12 protein-coding genes are annotated in these 16306 nt (G+C 59.3%); 4 read left to right on the forward strand and 8 right to left on the reverse strand.

Translation table 11 applies throughout. The annotated features are described in order from the left end of the window. The first annotated feature begins 18 nt into the window (after positions 1-18). A complete protein-coding gene (betT, locus tag AC3ISG_RS00895) occupies positions 19-1974 on the forward strand; it encodes a choline transporter BetT (protein WP_163022128.1) in 1956 nt (651 codons plus the stop codon). A 110-nt stretch (positions 1975-2084) separates the two neighbouring features. Here betT and AC3ISG_RS00900 read toward each other — a convergent pair whose 3' ends face one another. Continuing rightward, positions 2085-2837: an SDR family oxidoreductase gene (locus AC3ISG_RS00900; RefSeq protein ID WP_489298317.1), complete on the reverse strand. Its 753-nt coding sequence runs from the start codon at positions 2835-2837 to the stop codon at positions 2085-2087. A gap of 238 nt (positions 2838-3075) precedes the next feature. Between AC3ISG_RS00900 and mgrA the strand changes: the two genes are divergently transcribed. After that, a complete protein-coding gene (gene mgrA, locus AC3ISG_RS00905; protein WP_122536767.1) occupies positions 3076-4113 on the forward strand; it encodes an L-glyceraldehyde 3-phosphate reductase in 1038 nt (345 codons plus the stop codon). 162 nt (positions 4114-4275) lie between these two features. Here the strand turns inward: mgrA and AC3ISG_RS00910 are convergent, their stop codons facing one another. The 7 genes from AC3ISG_RS00910 to glnA all read right to left on the reverse strand — a co-directional run bounded on the left by AC3ISG_RS00910 (position 4276) and on the right by glnA (position 12394). Then, positions 4276-6015 carry an amidase gene (locus tag AC3ISG_RS00910; RefSeq protein WP_489298318.1) on the reverse strand — a complete coding sequence of 580 codons (1740 nt, stop codon included), beginning with the start codon at positions 6013-6015 and terminating at the stop codon, positions 4276-4278. Between the two features lie 88 nt (positions 6016-6103). Continuing rightward, the gene (gene ntrC, locus AC3ISG_RS00915) at positions 6104-7540 is read right to left on the reverse strand and encodes a nitrogen regulation protein NR(I) (RefSeq protein WP_122536769.1); all 1437 of its coding nucleotides are present in this window, start codon (positions 7538-7540) and stop codon (positions 6104-6106) included. Continuing rightward, on the reverse strand, positions 7537-8622 hold the full coding sequence (glnL, locus tag AC3ISG_RS00920) for a nitrogen regulation protein NR(II) (protein WP_074890143.1): 1086 nt from the start codon (positions 8620-8622) through the stop codon (positions 7537-7539). The genes ntrC and glnL overlap by 4 nt, the downstream gene beginning before the upstream one ends. A 302-nt stretch (positions 8623-8924) precedes the next feature. After that, positions 8925-9569, reverse strand: coding sequence for a DUF4124 domain-containing protein (locus tag AC3ISG_RS00925; protein ID WP_489298319.1), 645 nt, complete (start codon positions 9567-9569; stop codon positions 8925-8927). Beyond that, a complete protein-coding gene (locus tag AC3ISG_RS00930; RefSeq protein WP_122624385.1) occupies positions 9553-10083 on the reverse strand; it encodes a DUF4124 domain-containing protein in 531 nt (176 codons plus the stop codon). The genes AC3ISG_RS00925 and AC3ISG_RS00930 overlap by 17 nt, the downstream gene beginning before the upstream one ends. A 127-nt stretch (positions 10084-10210) precedes the next feature. Then, positions 10211-10777 (reverse strand): chorismate mutase, encoded by a 567-nt coding sequence (locus AC3ISG_RS00935; protein ID WP_489298320.1) that lies wholly within the window; start codon positions 10775-10777, stop codon positions 10211-10213. 210 nt (positions 10778-10987) lie between these two features. Beyond that, complete coding sequence (glnA, locus tag AC3ISG_RS00940; RefSeq protein WP_037018763.1) at positions 10988-12394, reverse strand: glutamate--ammonia ligase; 1407 nt, start codon at positions 12392-12394, stop codon at positions 10988-10990. A gap of 332 nt (positions 12395-12726) precedes the next feature. Here glnA and thiI point away from each other — a divergent pair, with 332 nt between their 5' ends. Together thiI and typA are read left to right on the forward strand one after the other, a co-directional pair. Beyond that, positions 12727-14181, forward strand: a complete 1455-nt coding sequence (gene thiI / locus AC3ISG_RS00945; RefSeq protein ID WP_122624387.1) for a tRNA uracil 4-sulfurtransferase ThiI — start codon at positions 12727-12729, stop codon at positions 14179-14181. 140 nt (positions 14182-14321) lie between these two features. Continuing rightward, a complete protein-coding gene (gene typA, locus AC3ISG_RS00950) occupies positions 14322-16142 on the forward strand; it encodes a translational GTPase TypA (protein ID WP_489298321.1) in 1821 nt (606 codons plus the stop codon). Positions 16143-16306: the final 164 nt, after the last annotated feature.

Raw genomic sequence — 16306 nt, forward strand, 5'->3', positions numbered from 1 at the left:
AACGGCTCGGCTGTTCGCATGAACGGCCCTGTTTTCTACTTTGCCGCCAGCTTTATCCTGATCTTCGGACTGGTCGTGATCGGCTTCCCGGAAGCCTCGGGCGCCTGGTTGCTCGCCGCACAGAACTGGGCCGCCAACACCGTTGGCTGGTACTACATGCTGGCCATGACCCTGTATCTGCTGTTCGTTGTGGTCACTGCGCTGTCTGGCTACGGCAAGATCAAGCTTGGTGCTGACCACGACGAACCCGAGTTCAGCTACCTGTCCTGGGCCGGCATGCTATTCGCCGCCGGGATCAGCATCACGCTGTTCTTCTTCTGCGTGTCCGAGCCGCTGACCCATATGCTGCAGCCGCCCCAGGGTGAGGGCGGGACCACCCAATCGGCACGTCAGGCCATGCAGCTGCTGTTTCTGCATTGGGGCCTGCACGGTTGGGGCGTGTTCGCCTTCGTCGGCATGGCGCTGGCCTACTTCGCCTATCGCCACAACCTGCCGCTGGCATTGCGTTCAGCGCTGTATCCGCTGATCGGCAAGCGCATCAATGGCCCGATCGGCTACGCCGTCGACGGCTTCGGCATCATCGCCACCATCTTCGGCCTCGGCGCCGACATGGGCTTTGGCGTACTGCACCTGAATTCCGGGCTGGACTACCTGTTCAACGTGCCGCACACCCAGTGGATTCAGGTCGGTTTGATCACCCTGATGATGGGCGCGGCAATCCTCGTAGCCATCGCGGGCGTCGACAAGGGCGTGCGGGTCATGTCCGACATCAACATGCTGCTGGCGTGCGCGCTGCTGCTGTTCGTGTTGTTCGCCGGGCCCACGCAGCACCTGCTCAACACCCTGGTGCAGAACATCGGCGATTACCTCGGCGCATTGCCGGTCAAGAGCTTCGACGTGTATGCGTACGATGGCCCGAGCGACTGGCTGGGCGGCTGGACCGTGTTCTATTGGGCGTGGTGGATTGCCTGGTCACCCTTCGTAGGTCTGTTCATCGCGCGCATCTCCCGTGGTCGCACCATTCGTGAATTCGTCTGCGGCGTGCTGCTGATCCCGCTGGGCTTCACCCTGGCGTGGATGTCGATTTTCGGTAACAGCGCAATCGACCTGGTGCTGAACCACGGCATGGCTGCGTTGGGCCAATCAGCCATCGAAGATCCTTCGATGACGCTGTATCTCATGCTGCAGACGTACCCATGGAGCCGGACGGTCATTGCCGTGACGGTGTTCATCAGCTTCGTGTTCTTTGTAACCTCGGCCGACTCCGGCACCGTGGTGCTTTCGACGCTGTCTGCCAAAGGCGGCAGCCCGGACGAAGACGGCCCGAAATGGCTGCGGGTGTTCTGGGGCGTGATGACTGCTTTGATCACCAGCGGCCTGCTGTTCTCGGGCAGCATCGATGCGCTGAAGTCTGCGGTGGTGCTGACCTCATTGCCGTTCTCGCTGATTCTGCTGCTGATGATGTGGGGGCTGCACAAGGCGTTCTACATGGAGTCCCAGCGCCAGATCGCTCAGCTGTACTCACTGGCACCGGTCTCCGGGTCCCGGCGTGGCGGCTGGCGTCAGCGTCTGACCCAGGCCGTGGCGTTCCCGTCCCGTGATGAGGTTTACCGCTTCCTCGACCAGACCGTGCGCCCGGCGATTGAAGAAGTGACGGCAGTGTTTGTCGAGAAAGGACTGACCGTCGTGACTCAGCCGGATCCGGCCAATGACACAGTGGGCCTGGAAATCGGCCACGGTGAAGAGCGTCCGTTCGTGTACCAGGTGACCATGCGTGGCTACTTCACGCCGTCCTTCGCACGCGGCGGCATGGGCTCGAAACAGCTCAACAACCGCCGGTATTACCGCGCTGAAGTGCACCTGAGCGAGGGCAGTCAGGACTATGACCTGGTGGGCTATACCAAGGAACAGGTCATCAACGACATCCTCGACCAGTACGAGCGCCATATGCAGTTCCTGCACCTGGTGCGTTGAGGCTGGTTGTTTTCCAGGAGCACGCGTGCCCGCGATGGCGTCGTGTCGGTCCCCTAACCGGGACTGACACGAAATCTTCGCGGGCACGCGCGTTTCTGCAGTCTGGTTTTTTACGCCAAGCCACCATTGGCCCGCAGCACCTGCCCATTCACCCAGCCTGAATCCGGGCCGGCAAGAAACGACACGACGCTGGCGATATCGTCCGGCTGTCCCAGGCGTTGCAACGGCGGCATGCTGGCGAAGTGCTGAATTTGCTCCTCGCTCTTGCCGTGCAGGAACAGTTCGGTGGCTACCGGCCCCGGCGCGACCGCATTCACCGTGATATTCCGCCCGCGCAGCTCTTTGGCGAACACATGGGTGAAGGCCTCGACGGCCGCCTTGGTTGCGTTATAGATCGCGTAACCCGGCAGGTTCAGCGCCAGTGCAGTGGTGGAGAAGTTAATGATGCGGCCGCCGTCGTTCATCCGCGCGCCTGCCTCGCGCAAGGTGTTGAAGGTGCCTCGGGTGTTGATGTTGAACGCCTGATCGAACTGCTCATCGCTGGTCTCCGCCAGCGGCAACGCCTTCATAACGCCTGCGTTATTAACCAACACATCCACCTTGCCCAAGTGCGTCTCCGTTTGCTCGAACAACGCGCGGACTTCGTCAGCTTTGGCAACGTCGGCTTTGATCGCGATGGCCTGACCGCCATCGGCATTGAGCTGCGCAACCAGGGCGTCGGCCTCTGCCGCGCTGCTGGCGTAGTTCACGACCACCGCGAAACCGTCGTGGCTCAAGCGCCGGGCGATTTCAGCGCCGATACCACGGGAGGCGCCGGTGACGATGGCGACAGGGCGGGTGATGCGTGGGGTGGATTGCGTCATGGTGAGTCTCCGCTTCATTGAGAATGAGTGCAGCTTCACATGGCAGACCGCGCTGATAAACGCCGCAGAAGCGCATTCATTGTTCTGCAGCAGCGAACAATGCAATGGCCCTGGCTATCTGTCAGCGCTGAAGCGTTGCGTTCGTCCACTCCCTTGAACCCCCTCGCCGCAGAGAAATCCGAGTAATCTCGCAGGTTCGTTTTGTGACCTGACTTCCATACAAGAAAGAGAGGACTGGATGACTTACATCGCTGCCGAGAACCGTTATGAACGCATTCCCTATCGTCGCGTAGGCCGCAGTGGCCTGGTGCTGCCAGCGCTCTCCATGGGTCTGTGGCACAACTTCGGTGACAGCACTCCGATTGACACCCAGCGTGCCATGTTGCGCACGGCCTTCGATCTGGGTATCAATCACTTCGACCTCGCCAATAACTATGGCCCGCCCTATGGCAGTGCCGAAATCAACTTTGGTCGCCTGCTCAAGGAAGACTTCAAGCAGTACCGCGACGAGCTGATCATTTCCAGCAAAGCCGGCTGGGACATGTGGCCGGGGCCTTACGGTCAGGGCGGCGGGTCACGCAAGTACGTGCTCGCCAGCCTCGACCAGAGCCTGCAGCGCATGGGGCTGGACTACGTTGATATTTTCTATTCCCACCGCTTCGACCCGGACACCCCGCTGGAGGAAACCGCGAGCGCACTGGCCACGGCGGTGCAGCAGGGCAAAGCGCTGTATATCGGGATTTCGTCGTATTCGGGTGCCAAAACCCGAGAAATCGCAGGCCTGCTGAAAGAGTGGAAAGTGCCGCTGCTGATTCATCAGCCGGCCTATAACCTGCTCAACCGCTGGGTAGAAAAAGACCTGCTGGACACCACCGAAGAACTCGGCTCGGGTGTTATTGCATTCACTGCGCTGGCCCAAGGGCTGCTCTCGGACAAATACCTGAACGGCATTCCAAAAGACGCACGGGTCAACCGTCCGGGCGGCGGCTCGTTACAGGCAGGGCACTTATCGGAGCAGAACATCGAGCATGTGCGCGCGCTGAACGAGATCGCCAAGCGTCGTGGTCAGAGCCTGGCGCAGATGGCACTGGCCTGGACGCTGCGCGATCCGCGCGTCACCTCCGCGCTGATCGGTGCGAGCCGCCCGGAGCAGATCGTCGAGAACGTCGGCGCCCTCGACAATCTGGAGTTCAGTCAGGAAGAACTGGCCGAGATCGACCGGTTCGCGGTGGAAGGCGGGATCAATCTGTGGGAGAAGCCGTCTTCCGCGGAATAAACGGCTCACTTCGCTGGGGGCGGGCATAGCTCACCGCCCCCAGCGGCGCGCGCCAACCCACCGTCAGGTAAGGCTGGCCTCGATCCGACACCAACTGTGCCGGAGCGCTGGCTGGGCGCCAGGCGATGACGAAGAAGGGCAGTTGAGCCGTCGGGTCGCTGTTCATGGTCGCAGACTGCCTTCTCTGACCAGTGGATCTGTCGAGTTTTCGCGGGTGACTGGCCAGTGGGGCTGTGCAAGCGTGGCAGGCGCTCGGAGCTGAGGATCATCGGGTGCCTGTTGGTGGTACTCGGGATAATGGTGCTGATAGTCCAAGGCTGCCTGCACCAGACATGCATCGCTGAAGCGTGGTCCCCAGAACGCGGCGTTTACCGGCAACGGTCTGGTGATGCCGGTAGTCCCATGGCCGATGGGAAATGTCACCATCGGCCATCCCAATGCATTGGGCAGATCGTAATAGAGCCGTTGATTTTGCAATCCGGAGGGATCGCCCAGTCCCAATCGAAACCCTACATGCGCGCCCAATGGCATGACCACCATGAAATCCACGCCCGCTTCATCCAAAGCGTCTTGCCATAGAGCCATCTGCGCGCGACGTCGCTGCTCCGCTTCTATTCGTACCGAGCACGGCATCTGTTCTATGACAGGGTGGGTGAACGCCGTGCCGTAGTAGCGCAGAAGTGTTTCCCGGTCCTCGTCGGGTCGGCCGGCGACAAAGTCTTCGACGGCTTGCCAGTAATTTGCTTCGTATTGCTGGCAGTAGCTAGTCGCCATTGCGGGCGTGACACGTATATCGAGGTTTTCAATCGTCCATAGGACGGGCCCTACGTAATAAAGACGGTTGGCCTCATCGGCCATGTTCACTCCCTCAAAGTCGAGCACGCTTGCGCCGAGCTGCTGCAACTGCTGTTTGAAGCGCTCAAACGCCAGTCCATAGTCGGAGTCGTAAGTGTGTCCCGGAGGAGCGTCTGAGGCAGACATCCAGTCAGTCTGTGGCACGCCGATCGTAAGTCCCGCCAGTGGGGTTTCTCCCGGACGTGGTGTAGTCGGCATCTGTGGAAATGGCAGCGGCGTATACAGCGTCTGCGGATCGCCAATGGGATCAGGGCCTTGTATCGCGGCAAGGAGATGAGCCGCGTCCTGTACTGAACGTGCCATCGGACCGACCACATCCCAACCTATGCGCAACGGCATCACGCCGCCGGTCGATACGTAGCCCAGCGACGGCTTGATGGCGCTGGCACCGTTGGCAGCGGCCGGAATGATCATGGAGCCGCCGGTCTCCTCCCCCAGTGTTGCGACACACAGCCGAGCGATCGGGGCTATAGCGGATCCGGAGCTGGAGCCACCGGGCACTTTGTCCACATCCCAAGCGTTACACCCGAAATCACCGACGGTGCTGCCTGAGAAGCGTGAGCAAATGGTATGCCCCAGCACGACAGCCCCCGCAGCGCGCAACCGGGCGACGGCGGTGGCATCGCGAAGTGCGAAATTGGTACTGAATTCCGGTGCGCCATTCTTGCTCTCAAGGCCGACGATGCCTATGGAGTCCTTGACGCCAACGGGTATTCCGCAAAGCATCGGTGCGATGCCACGCGGATCGTCCGGATTGTTGATCCATGCGTCAGCGTCTTGTGATTGGGCGAGCGCCTGCTCGCGATCAATACGCACAAAGGCGTTATAGCCGCCATTGTCGTTGTAGGTTTCCAACGGACCATTGAGCCGATCAATTCGCTCAAGATAGGCGAGGGTGATTTGTTGGGACGTCAGTTCACCAGTACGCAGCAATGCGGCCATTTCGACGAGCGAATAGTCGACCAGGCGCGCTTGAGTTTTGATTTGCCGGCGTATAAGTCGTTGGCCGATGCCCCATCGAAGGGCGTATCGCCAGAATCGGTTCACGTGATTGAGCTCCCTGTCTCAGTGGTCGAGACGTCAGGAGCTAATCACTGTTGCGGTACTGCGTAAACTGTCACAAATGACAGTGAGGTCAGCTTTCATCCCCCTCGTCGTCATCCCCGCCATCGATCTTCATGCCCAGCTCCTTGATCTTGCGGGTCAAGGTATTGCGGCCCCATCCCAGCAGCACGGCGGCGTCGCGACGCCGGCCGGCGGTGTGCTTGAGCGCGGTCTCGATCATGATGCGTTCGAACGTCGGTACAGCACTGTCCAGCAGGCTGGATTGGCCACGGGCCAGTGCTTGATCGGCCCATTGGCGCAGCGCTTGTTCCCAGTTGGTCACTGGCGCGGCGTCCTGGGGCAGGCTCAGCAGTTCGGGCGGCAGATCGCTGACATGCACTTCGCGGCCCGACGCCATCACTGTAATCCAGCGGCAGGTGTTTTCCAGCTGACGGACGTTGCCCGGCCACGGCAAATGCTTGAGGTATTCCTCGGTCTCGGCCTTCAGCAGCTTCGGCTCAACTGCCAATTCCTGCGCAGCGCGGCTGAGGAAGTGGCGCGCCAGTGTCGGGATGTCTTCGCGACGGTCGGACATGCGCGGGATGTGGATGCGGATCACGTTCAGGCGGTGGAACAAATCCTCGCGGAACTTGCCGGCCTGAACCAGCGTTTCCAGATTCTGGTGCGTCGCCGCGATGATGCGCACATCGACTTTGACCGGCACGTGGCCGCCGACCCGGTAGAACTCTCCGTCGGCCAGTACGCGCAGCAGTCGGGTTTGGGTGTCGGCCGGCATGTCGCCGATTTCATCGAGAAACAGAGTGCCGCCGTCGGCTTGTTCGAAACGGCCGCGCCGCAGGTTCGCCGCGCCAGTGAACGCGCCTTTTTCGTGGCCGAACAGTTCGGACTCCATCAGATCTTTCGGAATTGCGGCCATGTTCAGTGCAATGAATGGCGACACCGAACGCGGGCTGTGGCGGTGCAGGGCGTGGGCAACCAGCTCTTTACCGGTCCCGGATTCACCGTTGATCAGCACGGTGATGTTGGAGTGGCTCAAGCGGCCAATGGCGCGAAACACTTCCTGCATCGCCGGCGCTTCGCCGATGATTTCCGGCGTGCGGGTCAATGCTGGCGGAACGGCCAGGCCTTGCTGCTCCTGAGCGTGCTGATTGGCGCGCTTGACCAGCGAAACGGCTTCGTCAACGTCGAACGGCTTGGGCAGGTATTCGAACGCCCCACCCTGATAGGACGCCACGGCGCTGTCGAGGTCCGAATGCGCGGTCATGATAATGACCGGCAGGCGCGGATGCTGTTCGCGAATACGTGCCAGCAAATCCAGGCCACTGGCGCCGGGCATGCGGATGTCGGAAATGATCACATCCGGTTGCTGGCGGGCCAGGCGGCTCATCACGCCGTCGGCGCTGTCGAAACTTTGCGTGGTCATGCCCTCTTGTTGCAGGGCTTTCTCCAGTACCCAGCGGATGGAACGGTCGTCATCGACGATCCAGACAGTTTCACTACGGCTCATGTCGACGCTGCTCCTTGTTCCAGCGGCAGGAAGATCGAGAATGTTGTATGGCCAGGGTGGCTATCACACTCGATCAGCCCCTGGTGCTGACTGATGATGTTCTGGGTAATGGCAAGGCCCAGCCCGGTGCCATCCGGGCGGCCACTGACCATGGGATAAAAAATGGTTTCTTGCAGCTCCGGCGGAATGCCGGGGCCGTTGTCGATGATTTCGATCTTGCTGACCAGACGATGGCGCACGTGGCCGATGGTGAACTGGCGCATGGCGCGCGTGCGCAGGCTGATGCGGCCCAGGCGCAGCTCGTTCTGACTGCTGATGGCCTGCATGGCGTTGCGCACGATATTGAGCACGGCCTGGATCATCTGCTCGCGGTCGATCAGCACATCGGGAATGCTCGGGTCGTAGTCGCGCACGATGGTGATGCAACCCTGGCTCTCGGCTTCGACCAGGCTGCACACGCGCTCGAGGACTTCATGCACGTTGGTCATCGCCAGCATCGGCAGCTTGTTCGAGCCGAGCATGCGGTCGACCAGATTACGCAGACGGTCGGCCTCTTCGATGATGACGTTGGTGTAGTCCTTGAGGCTCTCTTCTGGCAGTTCACGTGCCAGCAACTGCGCGGCCCCGCGAATCCCGCCGAGGGGGTTCTTGATTTCATGGGCCAGGCCACGCACCAGCATCTTGGTGGTTTCCTGCTTGGACAGCTGAGCCTCTTCCTTGGTGATCCGCAGCAAGCGATCACGGGGATGGACTTCCAGCAGCAGCATGGTCTCGGCCTGGGAAAGAATCGGCGTGACGGCGTAATCGACCGTCAGCGTCTGGCCGGTCAGCGCGGTCAGCATCGCTTCACGTTTCGTAAACGGGTGCGCCTGTTCCACTGCCTGACGAAGCGAACTGAGCGCTTCTGCAGATTCGGTGAACAGTTCGCTGATGAATTGTCCGTGGCTGCGCTGACCGCTGATGGCCAGCAGCATCTCAGCGGCAGGGTTCATGTACTCCAGACGCAGGTCCGAGTTGAGCAGAATCGTGGCAGTGGTCAGGTTGTCGAGTAACAACCGATGCAACGCATCGCTGATAGTCATGAATCCCGGTGACCTCTTTTGGCTTTATGCACACGGGCTAGGCCGTGGGTGCAGGCTCTGATTGGTCTTTGCCAGCGCTTGGAAACCGCTGAAACCTGTGATGTGCTCGCGCATTCATTACAAAATGCAAAAACCAAACCAAGGCTCCGAAAAGAAGCGCGGATTGAGAAATTGCGAGCGTTTTTCGGAAGACAGGCCCGGCGACAGTGCATGGGTTTCTGAATGCTGAACCAAAATGGGCTTTTTGTGCGCGAGCTTGTCCAGCTCGCGCACCACATTGGAGCATACCTGGTCAGGCAGGATTAACGGAAAAAGGGAAAGAAGCTCGATTTTTCTTCCGGTTTGTCCTTGATGGGGCATTCGGGGCGCACGCCGTAATCATCGGTTCTGCAGGGCTGCGCGAGTCGTTTCTGAGCCAGAGAGATGCGGACCAGATGGAAGGGCTGATTGGGGGTTCGCTCCAGCACTCGCCCGTATTGATCGATGATCTCTACGGACAGCTGGTGAGTACCACGATCAATGTTCGTCAGCGGGAAAACCGGGCTGCGCGTCGGTTCGCCGTAGGGCTTGCTGTCGAGCAGTAACCTGTACAAGTGGTCCGGCTGCAACTCGGGATCATTGCTGACGGTGACGTTCAGATTGCCTTCAATATCGCGGATCGTGCTGTCGGGTTCCGGCGCCAGTATGCGCAGCAACTGATAATGAAAGATCGGACTCGCCGCTGGCTTCGCTTTGGATGCCCGACTGGGCGCCTTCGTAGGCTGATCGACCCGGTTGGTCGGCGCTATCTCGACCTTCTTCGCATTGCGGTGAGGTTGATCGGTAAAGACCCGATTCCCGTTCGCGTCGATGTAGGTATACACCTGGGCCAAAACGGTCTGGCTTACGCTGAACAGCAGGCACAGAGCAACGGCCAACTGGCAGAAGTATTTAAGGCCGGCCGACATGGACTCGCTGCACTGTCAGGTTGACCGTCTCACTTTGCTGGATTGAACGCTGGTTTTCCAGCACTTGAACCGAAAAGCTGTGTTCGCCCCGTTCAAGCTCCATGACCTGCAGCCGCGGAATGTTGGTGGGCTGTCCGTAGGGCGCGCCGTCCACAATCAACTGCAGCAAATGCCCGGGCTGCAAACGAGGCTCTATGGCAACGCCAACAGTAAACGAGCCGTTGTTGGCACGCAGCGCTTCGTCCTCCGGCAGGTCTTTCAGCGCGAGCACCTGATAGGCAGCGGCGCTTTGCTGGTTCTGGTTCTGGTTCTGCGTCGCGGGCAGTGGCGGAGGCGCGGCAGGCACAACGGTCTCGACGCTGTTGAGCGGCGGCAACTCGACAGTTTCGGCTTTGGTACCGTTCGGCGGCTGGTTGCTGTACGCCGTGTTCCCGGAGGCATCGGTGTATTTGTAGATCTGCGCGGCAGCGGGCAGTGCAAACACCAGCAGCAGAAGGGCGAGACATTGACGCATGAACACTCCAGTGCAGCGATCAGGACAACCAACAATGGTGCCGCGCTCAATGCAGGGCGCGGCACAAGATCAGCATAGAGGAATACTGATCGACGGTGTCAGTTGAGAAGCGTATCTGCGTGCCTGCTCACTGGGTTGCCGTGATCCGGCAGAGGTCGCCTGCCGCCCGTTGCAGCGCGGTCACAATGACCGGATCGCTTGCCTGTCGCTGGATTTCCGACTGCACCCAGCCTGAGCACTTGGCATTGCTGCGGTAAGGCTGAAACGCCGAGTAGCTTTGCATCAACACCGGCAGCAGCGTATCCAGCCGACCCCGGATGCCGTCGGTGAGGCCGGATTCGGGCTTCTCCGGGGAGTGGCCGGTATCACGCCACTGCTCGATGCGCGCGTACTGCACCATCTTGTTGGCTTCCATCTGGGCGGTCATGAACTCGCTTACATCATCGGCCGCCAGCTTGAATTCACCCGCCCGAGATTCGGCATTCTGGATCACCTGGCGCTCGCGCTCACTGTCCTGCACCGGCTTGCCGCTGTGCCATTTGCTGCGCGCCACGTCATTGGCGATTTCCAGCCTTTGCTCCATGGCCGCAATAAGCGGCTGGAGTTGCGCGGGAGGCTGCTGGGCGGATGCTGCATTGGGGCATGGCGCAAACAGGGCCATTGCCAGAGCGGTTATGTGAAATGACTTGAGCATGGTTGTCTGTTCTCGCATGAGTGATCGTCGCCCGCAACGGGCCAGGCACAGATTCACCGTTTGGCAGTGTTGCAATGCTGAGCATATTGCCCGGGAAGGTCGGCTCGAATGCGTTACATGTGTATATGTACCACGCAGTAAAAACCAGGCACAAAAAAGGCCTCCCGAAGGAGGCCTCTTGTTCACGCGGCTTACGCCGACGCGACTGGATCAGCAGCTGTAGTACAGCTCGTATTCCAGTGGGTGCACAAAGGTGCGCACTTTGATTTCTTCTTCGGATTTCAACGCGATGTAAGCGTCGATGAAATCGTCGCTGAATACGCCGCCTTTGGTCAGGAACGCACGACCTTTGTCCAGCTCTTCCAAGGCTTCTTTCAGGCTGCCGCACACTTGTGGGATCTCTTTCGCCTCTTCAGGCGGCAGGTCGTACAGGTTTTTGTCAGCCGCATCGCCAGGGTGGATCTTGTTCTGGATGCCGTCCAGGCCAGCCATCAACAGTGCAGCGAAGGCCAGGTACGGGTTGGCTGCAGGGTCCGGGAAACGTGCTTCGATACGACGGCCTTTAGGGCTGTTGACGTAAGGAATACGGATCGAAGCCGAACGGTTGCGAGCCGAATAAGCCAGCATGACCGGCGCTTCGAAACCTGGAACCAGACGCTTGTACGAGTTGGTTGCCGGGTTGGTGAAGCCGTTCAGGGCCTTACCGTGCTTGATGATGCCGCCGATGAAGTACAGAGCGGTGTCGGACAGGCCGGCATAACCTTCGCCAGCGAAGGTGTTCTTGCCATCTTTGGAGATGGACATGTGAACGTGCATGCCCGAACCGTTATCGCCGTACAGAGGCTTTGGCATGAAAGTAGCGGTGCGGCCGTAAGCGTCCGCAACGTTATGCACGACGTACTTCAGGGTCTGAACTTCGTCGGCCTTCTTAACCAGCGTGTTGAATTTCACGCCGATTTCGTTCTGGCCAGCGGTTGCCACTTCGTGGTGGTGAACTTCGACGACCTGGCCCATTTCTTCCAGAGCGTTGCACATTGCGGTGCGGATTTCGTGGTCGTGGTCGAACGGTGGAACCGGGAAGTAGCCGCCTTTGATGCCTGGACGGTGGCCCTTGTTACCGCCTTCGATGTCCGCGTCGGACATCCATGAACCTTGTTCGGAGTAAATCTTGAACATGGAGCCGGAGATATCGGACTTGAACTTCACTTCGTCGAAGATGAAGAATTCTGGCTCAGGGCCGGCGAATACGGTGTCACCGATACCGGTCGACTTCAGGTATTCCTCGGCGCGGTGAGCGATGGCGCGTGGGTCGCGATCGTAACCTTGCATGGTCGAAGGTTCGATGATGTCGCATACCAGGATCAGGGTAGGCTCTTCGGTGAACGGATCCAGCACTGCGGTTTCGTCGTCCGGCAGCAGGATCATGTCGGAGGCTTCGATGCCTTTCCAGCCCGAGATGGAGGAACCGTCGAACATTTTGCCGACTTCGAAGAAGTCGTCTTCCAGCGCATCGCGGGCCGGCATGGTCACGTGGTGCTGAGTGCCTTTGGTGTCCGTGAAGCGCAGATCAATCCACTTAACGTCATGATCTTTGATGAGTTGAACCGACTTCGACATGCTGTCCTCCGGGGTGGATTAGGGCCTGAGTAGTAGTGGGCCCTTCAATTTGGGTGATGCCGGGCGCGATACTCGACCAAGGCAACCTGCCTCACAAGGGAGCAATTTGCATGCCAGTGCCCTGTGTTGGGTTTTCGGCGGGATTACCTGCCTTTAAGCGCGTTAAACGTCGCATATTCGAAAACCGGCGCACTCTTATGGTGCCAGGTAATTGTATACAGGGCCGTTTTGGTGCGCGGACGATTGGCCGTACGATAACTGGTTAAACCTTGAGCAATTTCCGCTATAATCCGCGCCCCCCTTTTTCGACCGGGACCTAGCGCGCTGTTTTCATGAAATTAATCGTCAAAGTCTTCCCAGAAATCACTATCAAAAGCCGGCCTGTGCGAAAGCGCTTCATCAAACAGCTGGCCAAGAACATCCGTACGGTGCTCCGCGATCTGGACCCGGCGTTGGTGGTGGATGGCGTGTGGGACAACCTTGAGGTCGAAACCAGGGTCGAGGATGCCAAAGTCCTGCGCGAGATGACCGAGCGGCTGAGCTGCATGCCCGGCATCACGCACTTTCTGCAGGTTGACCAGTATCCGCTGGGCGACATGGAAGACATCTACGAGAAGTGCAAACTGCACTTCGGCGACGCGCTTCCCGGCAAGATATTCGGGGTTCGCTGCAAGCGGGCAGGCCATCACGACTTCAGCTCCATGGACGTCGAGAAGTACGTCGGTAGTAAATTGCGCCGTGAGTGCAACGCCGCTGGTATCTCGCTGAAGGCGCCGGAAGTCGAAGTCAGAATCGAGATTCGGGACCAGCGTCTGTTCGTGATTCACAGCCAGCACAACGGCATTGGCGGTTATCCGCTGGGTTCGCTTGAACAGACCCTGATCCTGATGTCCGGTGGTTTTGACTCCACCGTGGCGGCCTACCAGATCATGCGTCGTGGCCTGATGAGCCATTTCTGCTTCTTCAATCTGGGCGGACGTGCCCACGAGCTGGGCGTGATGGAAGTCGCGCACTTCATCTGGAAGAAGTACGGCAGTTCCCAGCGGGTGCTGTTCGTCAGCGTACCGTTCGAGGAAGTTCTGGGAGAAATTCTCGGAAAAGTCGATAACAGTCATATGGGCGTAGTATTGAAGCGTATGATGTTGCGCGCTGCGACCAACATTGCCGACCGGCTGGAAATCGACGCGCTGGTCACCGGCGAGGCGATCTCCCAGGTGTCCAGCCAGACGCTGCCCAACCTGTCGGTCATCGATTGCGTGACGGAGAAGCTGGTCCTGCGACCGCTGATCGCCAGTCACAAGCAGGACATCATCGACCTGGCCGATCAGATCGGCACCGGCGATTTTGCCCGGCACATGCCCGAATACTGCGGTGTGATTTCGGTGAACCCGAAGACCGCCGCCAAGCGCAATCGGGTCGAGCACGAAGAAAAATCGTTCGACATGGCCGTGCTCGAGCGTGCGCTCGAAAACGCTCGTCTGGTGCCCATCGACCGCGTGATCGAGGAGTTGGGTCAGGACGTTCAGATTGAAGAAGTCAGTCAGGCGCTGGCCGGGCAAGTGGTCATCGACATCCGTCACCCGGATGAAGCAGAAGACCGCCCGCTGGCGCTGACTGGCGTTGAAGTACAAACGCTGCCGTTCTTTGCATTGAACAGCCGTTTCAAGGAACTGGATGACACGCGCCAGTACCTGCTCTATTGCGACAAAGGCGTCATGAGTCGCCTGCATGCTCATCATCTGCTCAGTGAGGGGCATGCCAATGTGCGCGTTTATCGACCGAGCTAAGTGCCCGGGGCTGTTTGCCTGTGGCTTGCGTCACCGGCCCCCCGACACCAGTCGTCAGCCGTAACGGCTTTCGCCGGCTCCACCGTTCATAGCTGCCTACAATCAGACAGCTGACCGAATCCTCTGATCGAGATACACAAGTGATCGAAAATCTACGCAACATCGCCATCATTGCTCACGTTGACCACGGTAAAACTACCCTCGTCGACAAGCTTCTGCGCCAGTCCGGCACCCTTGAGCGCAACGAGCTCAACGACGAACGCGTGATGGACTCCAACGACCAGGAAAAAGAGCGCGGTATCACCATTCTCGCGAAGAACACCGCGATCAACTGGAATGGCTACCACATCAACATCGTTGACACCCCGGGCCACGCCGACTTCGGTGGTGAAGTAGAGCGCGTGATGTCGATGGTTGACTCCGTTCTGCTGCTGGTCGACGCCCAAGACGGCCCTATGCCGCAAACCCGTTTCGTGACCAAGAAGGCTTTCGAAGCCGGCCTGCGTCCGATCGTGTGCATCAACAAGGTTGACCGTCCAGGCGCGCGTCCGGACTGGGTTCTGGATCAGATCTTCGACCTGTTCGACAACCTCGGTGCCACCGAAGAACAGCTGGACTTCAAAGTCGTCTACGCCTCGGCCCTGAACGGTATTGCCGGTCTGGATCACACCGACATGGCTGAAGACATGACCCCGCTGTACCAGTCGATCGTCGACAACGTCCCTGCGCCAAAGGTTGACCGTGACGGTCCGTTCCAGATGCAGATCTCGGCTCTGGACTACAACAGCTTTCTGGGCGTCATCGGTGTTGGCCGTATCGCTCGTGGCCGCGTCAAGCCGAACACTCCGGTTGTCGCGATCGGCGCTGACGGCAAGCGCCGCAACGGCCGTATCCTGAAACTGATGGGTCACCACGGTCTGCACCGCATCGACGTAGAAGAAGCTGCCGCTGGCGACATCGTCTGCATCAGCGGTATGGACTCGCTGTTCATCTCCGACACTCTGTGCCACCCGGACGCAGTTGAAGCGATGAAGCCGCTGACCGTTGACGAACCGACCGTTTCGATGACCTTCCAGGTCAACGACTCGCCGTTCTGCGGTAAAGAAGGCAAGTTCGTGACCTCCCGTAACATCAAGGAGCGTCTGGACAAAGAGCTGCTGTACAACGTTGCTCTGCGCGTTGAAGAAGGCGACTCGGCTGACAAGTTCAAGGTCTCGGGCCGTGGTGAGCTGCACTTGTCGGTACTGATCGAAACCATGCGTCGCGAAGGCTTCGAAATGGGTGTCGGTCGTCCTGAAGTGATCATCCGTCAGGTAGAGGGCGTGAAGCAGGAACCGTTTGAAAACGTGACCATCGATACCCCGGAAGAATCCCAGGGCAAGGTCATGGAAGAGATGGGTCTGCGTAAAGGCGACCTGACCAACATGGTGCCGGATGGCAAAGGCCGTGTGCGTCTGGAATACAACATCCCTGCTCGTGGCCTGATTGGTTTCCGTAACCAGTTCCTGACCCTGACCAACGGTGCTGGCATCCTGACCTCGATCTTCGACCGCTACGACACCATGAAGTCCGGCGACATGTCCGGCCGTCAGAACGGCGTTCTGGTATCGGTTGAAACCGGTAAGGCACTGACCTACTCCCTGGAAACCCTGCAGGCGCGCGGCAAGCTGTTCGTCGAGCACGGTCAGGAGATCTACAACGGTCAGATCGTTGGCTTGAACAGCCGCGACAACGACATGGGTGTGAACCCAACCAAAGGCAAGAAGCTCGACAACATGCGTGCTTCGGGCAAAGACGAAACCATCGCTCTGGTTCCACCTGTTCGCTTCACTCTGGAACAGGCTCTGGAATTCATCCAGGACGACGAGCTGTGCGAAGTCACCCCTAAGTCGATCCGTCTTCGCAAGAAGATCCTCGACGAAGGCGAGCGTACCCGTGCTGCCAAGAAAGCCAAGGCGTAACTAGCCCCGGCTGAACGAAAACGCCCCCGGTCGAAAGGCCGGGGGCGTTTTTGTTTGTCTGGATTTTGGTTTGGCCGGTGTCGATGCTGTGAGGGCGATGTTGCTGGAACCGGCCCCTTCCCGGCTAAAGCCGGTCCCGCTAAAGTCCGCGCGCCTTTGGTAGG

It is taken from the genome of Pseudomonas sp. GL_135 (assembly GCF_057834665.1).

Excerpts from the sequence above, each read along its gene's own strand:
- betT (WP_163022128.1), top strand. The coding sequence starts at position 19 with ATGAACGGCCCTGTTTTCTACTTTGCCGCCAGCTTTATCCTGATCTTC.
- AC3ISG_RS00900 (WP_489298317.1), bottom strand. The coding sequence starts at position 2,837 with ATGACGCAATCCACCCCACGCATCACCCGCCCTGTCGCCATCGTCACC.
- mgrA (WP_122536767.1), top strand. The coding sequence starts at position 3,076 with ATGACTTACATCGCTGCCGAGAACCGTTATGAACGCATTCCCTATCGT.
- ntrC (WP_122536769.1), bottom strand. The coding sequence starts at position 7,540 with ATGAGCCGTAGTGAAACTGTCTGGATCGTCGATGACGACCGTTCCATC.
- glnL (WP_074890143.1), bottom strand. The coding sequence starts at position 8,622 with ATGACTATCAGCGATGCGTTGCATCGGTTGTTACTCGACAACCTGACC.
- AC3ISG_RS00925 (WP_489298319.1), bottom strand. The coding sequence starts at position 9,569 with ATGTCGGCCGGCCTTAAATACTTCTGCCAGTTGGCCGTTGCTCTGTGC.
- AC3ISG_RS00930 (WP_122624385.1), bottom strand. The coding sequence starts at position 10,083 with ATGCGTCAATGTCTCGCCCTTCTGCTGCTGGTGTTTGCACTGCCCGCT.
- AC3ISG_RS00935 (WP_489298320.1), bottom strand. The coding sequence starts at position 10,777 with ATGCTCAAGTCATTTCACATAACCGCTCTGGCAATGGCCCTGTTTGCG.
- glnA (WP_037018763.1), bottom strand. The coding sequence starts at position 12,394 with ATGTCGAAGTCGGTTCAACTCATCAAAGATCATGACGTTAAGTGGATT.
- thiI (WP_122624387.1), top strand. The coding sequence starts at position 12,727 with ATGAAATTAATCGTCAAAGTCTTCCCAGAAATCACTATCAAAAGCCGG.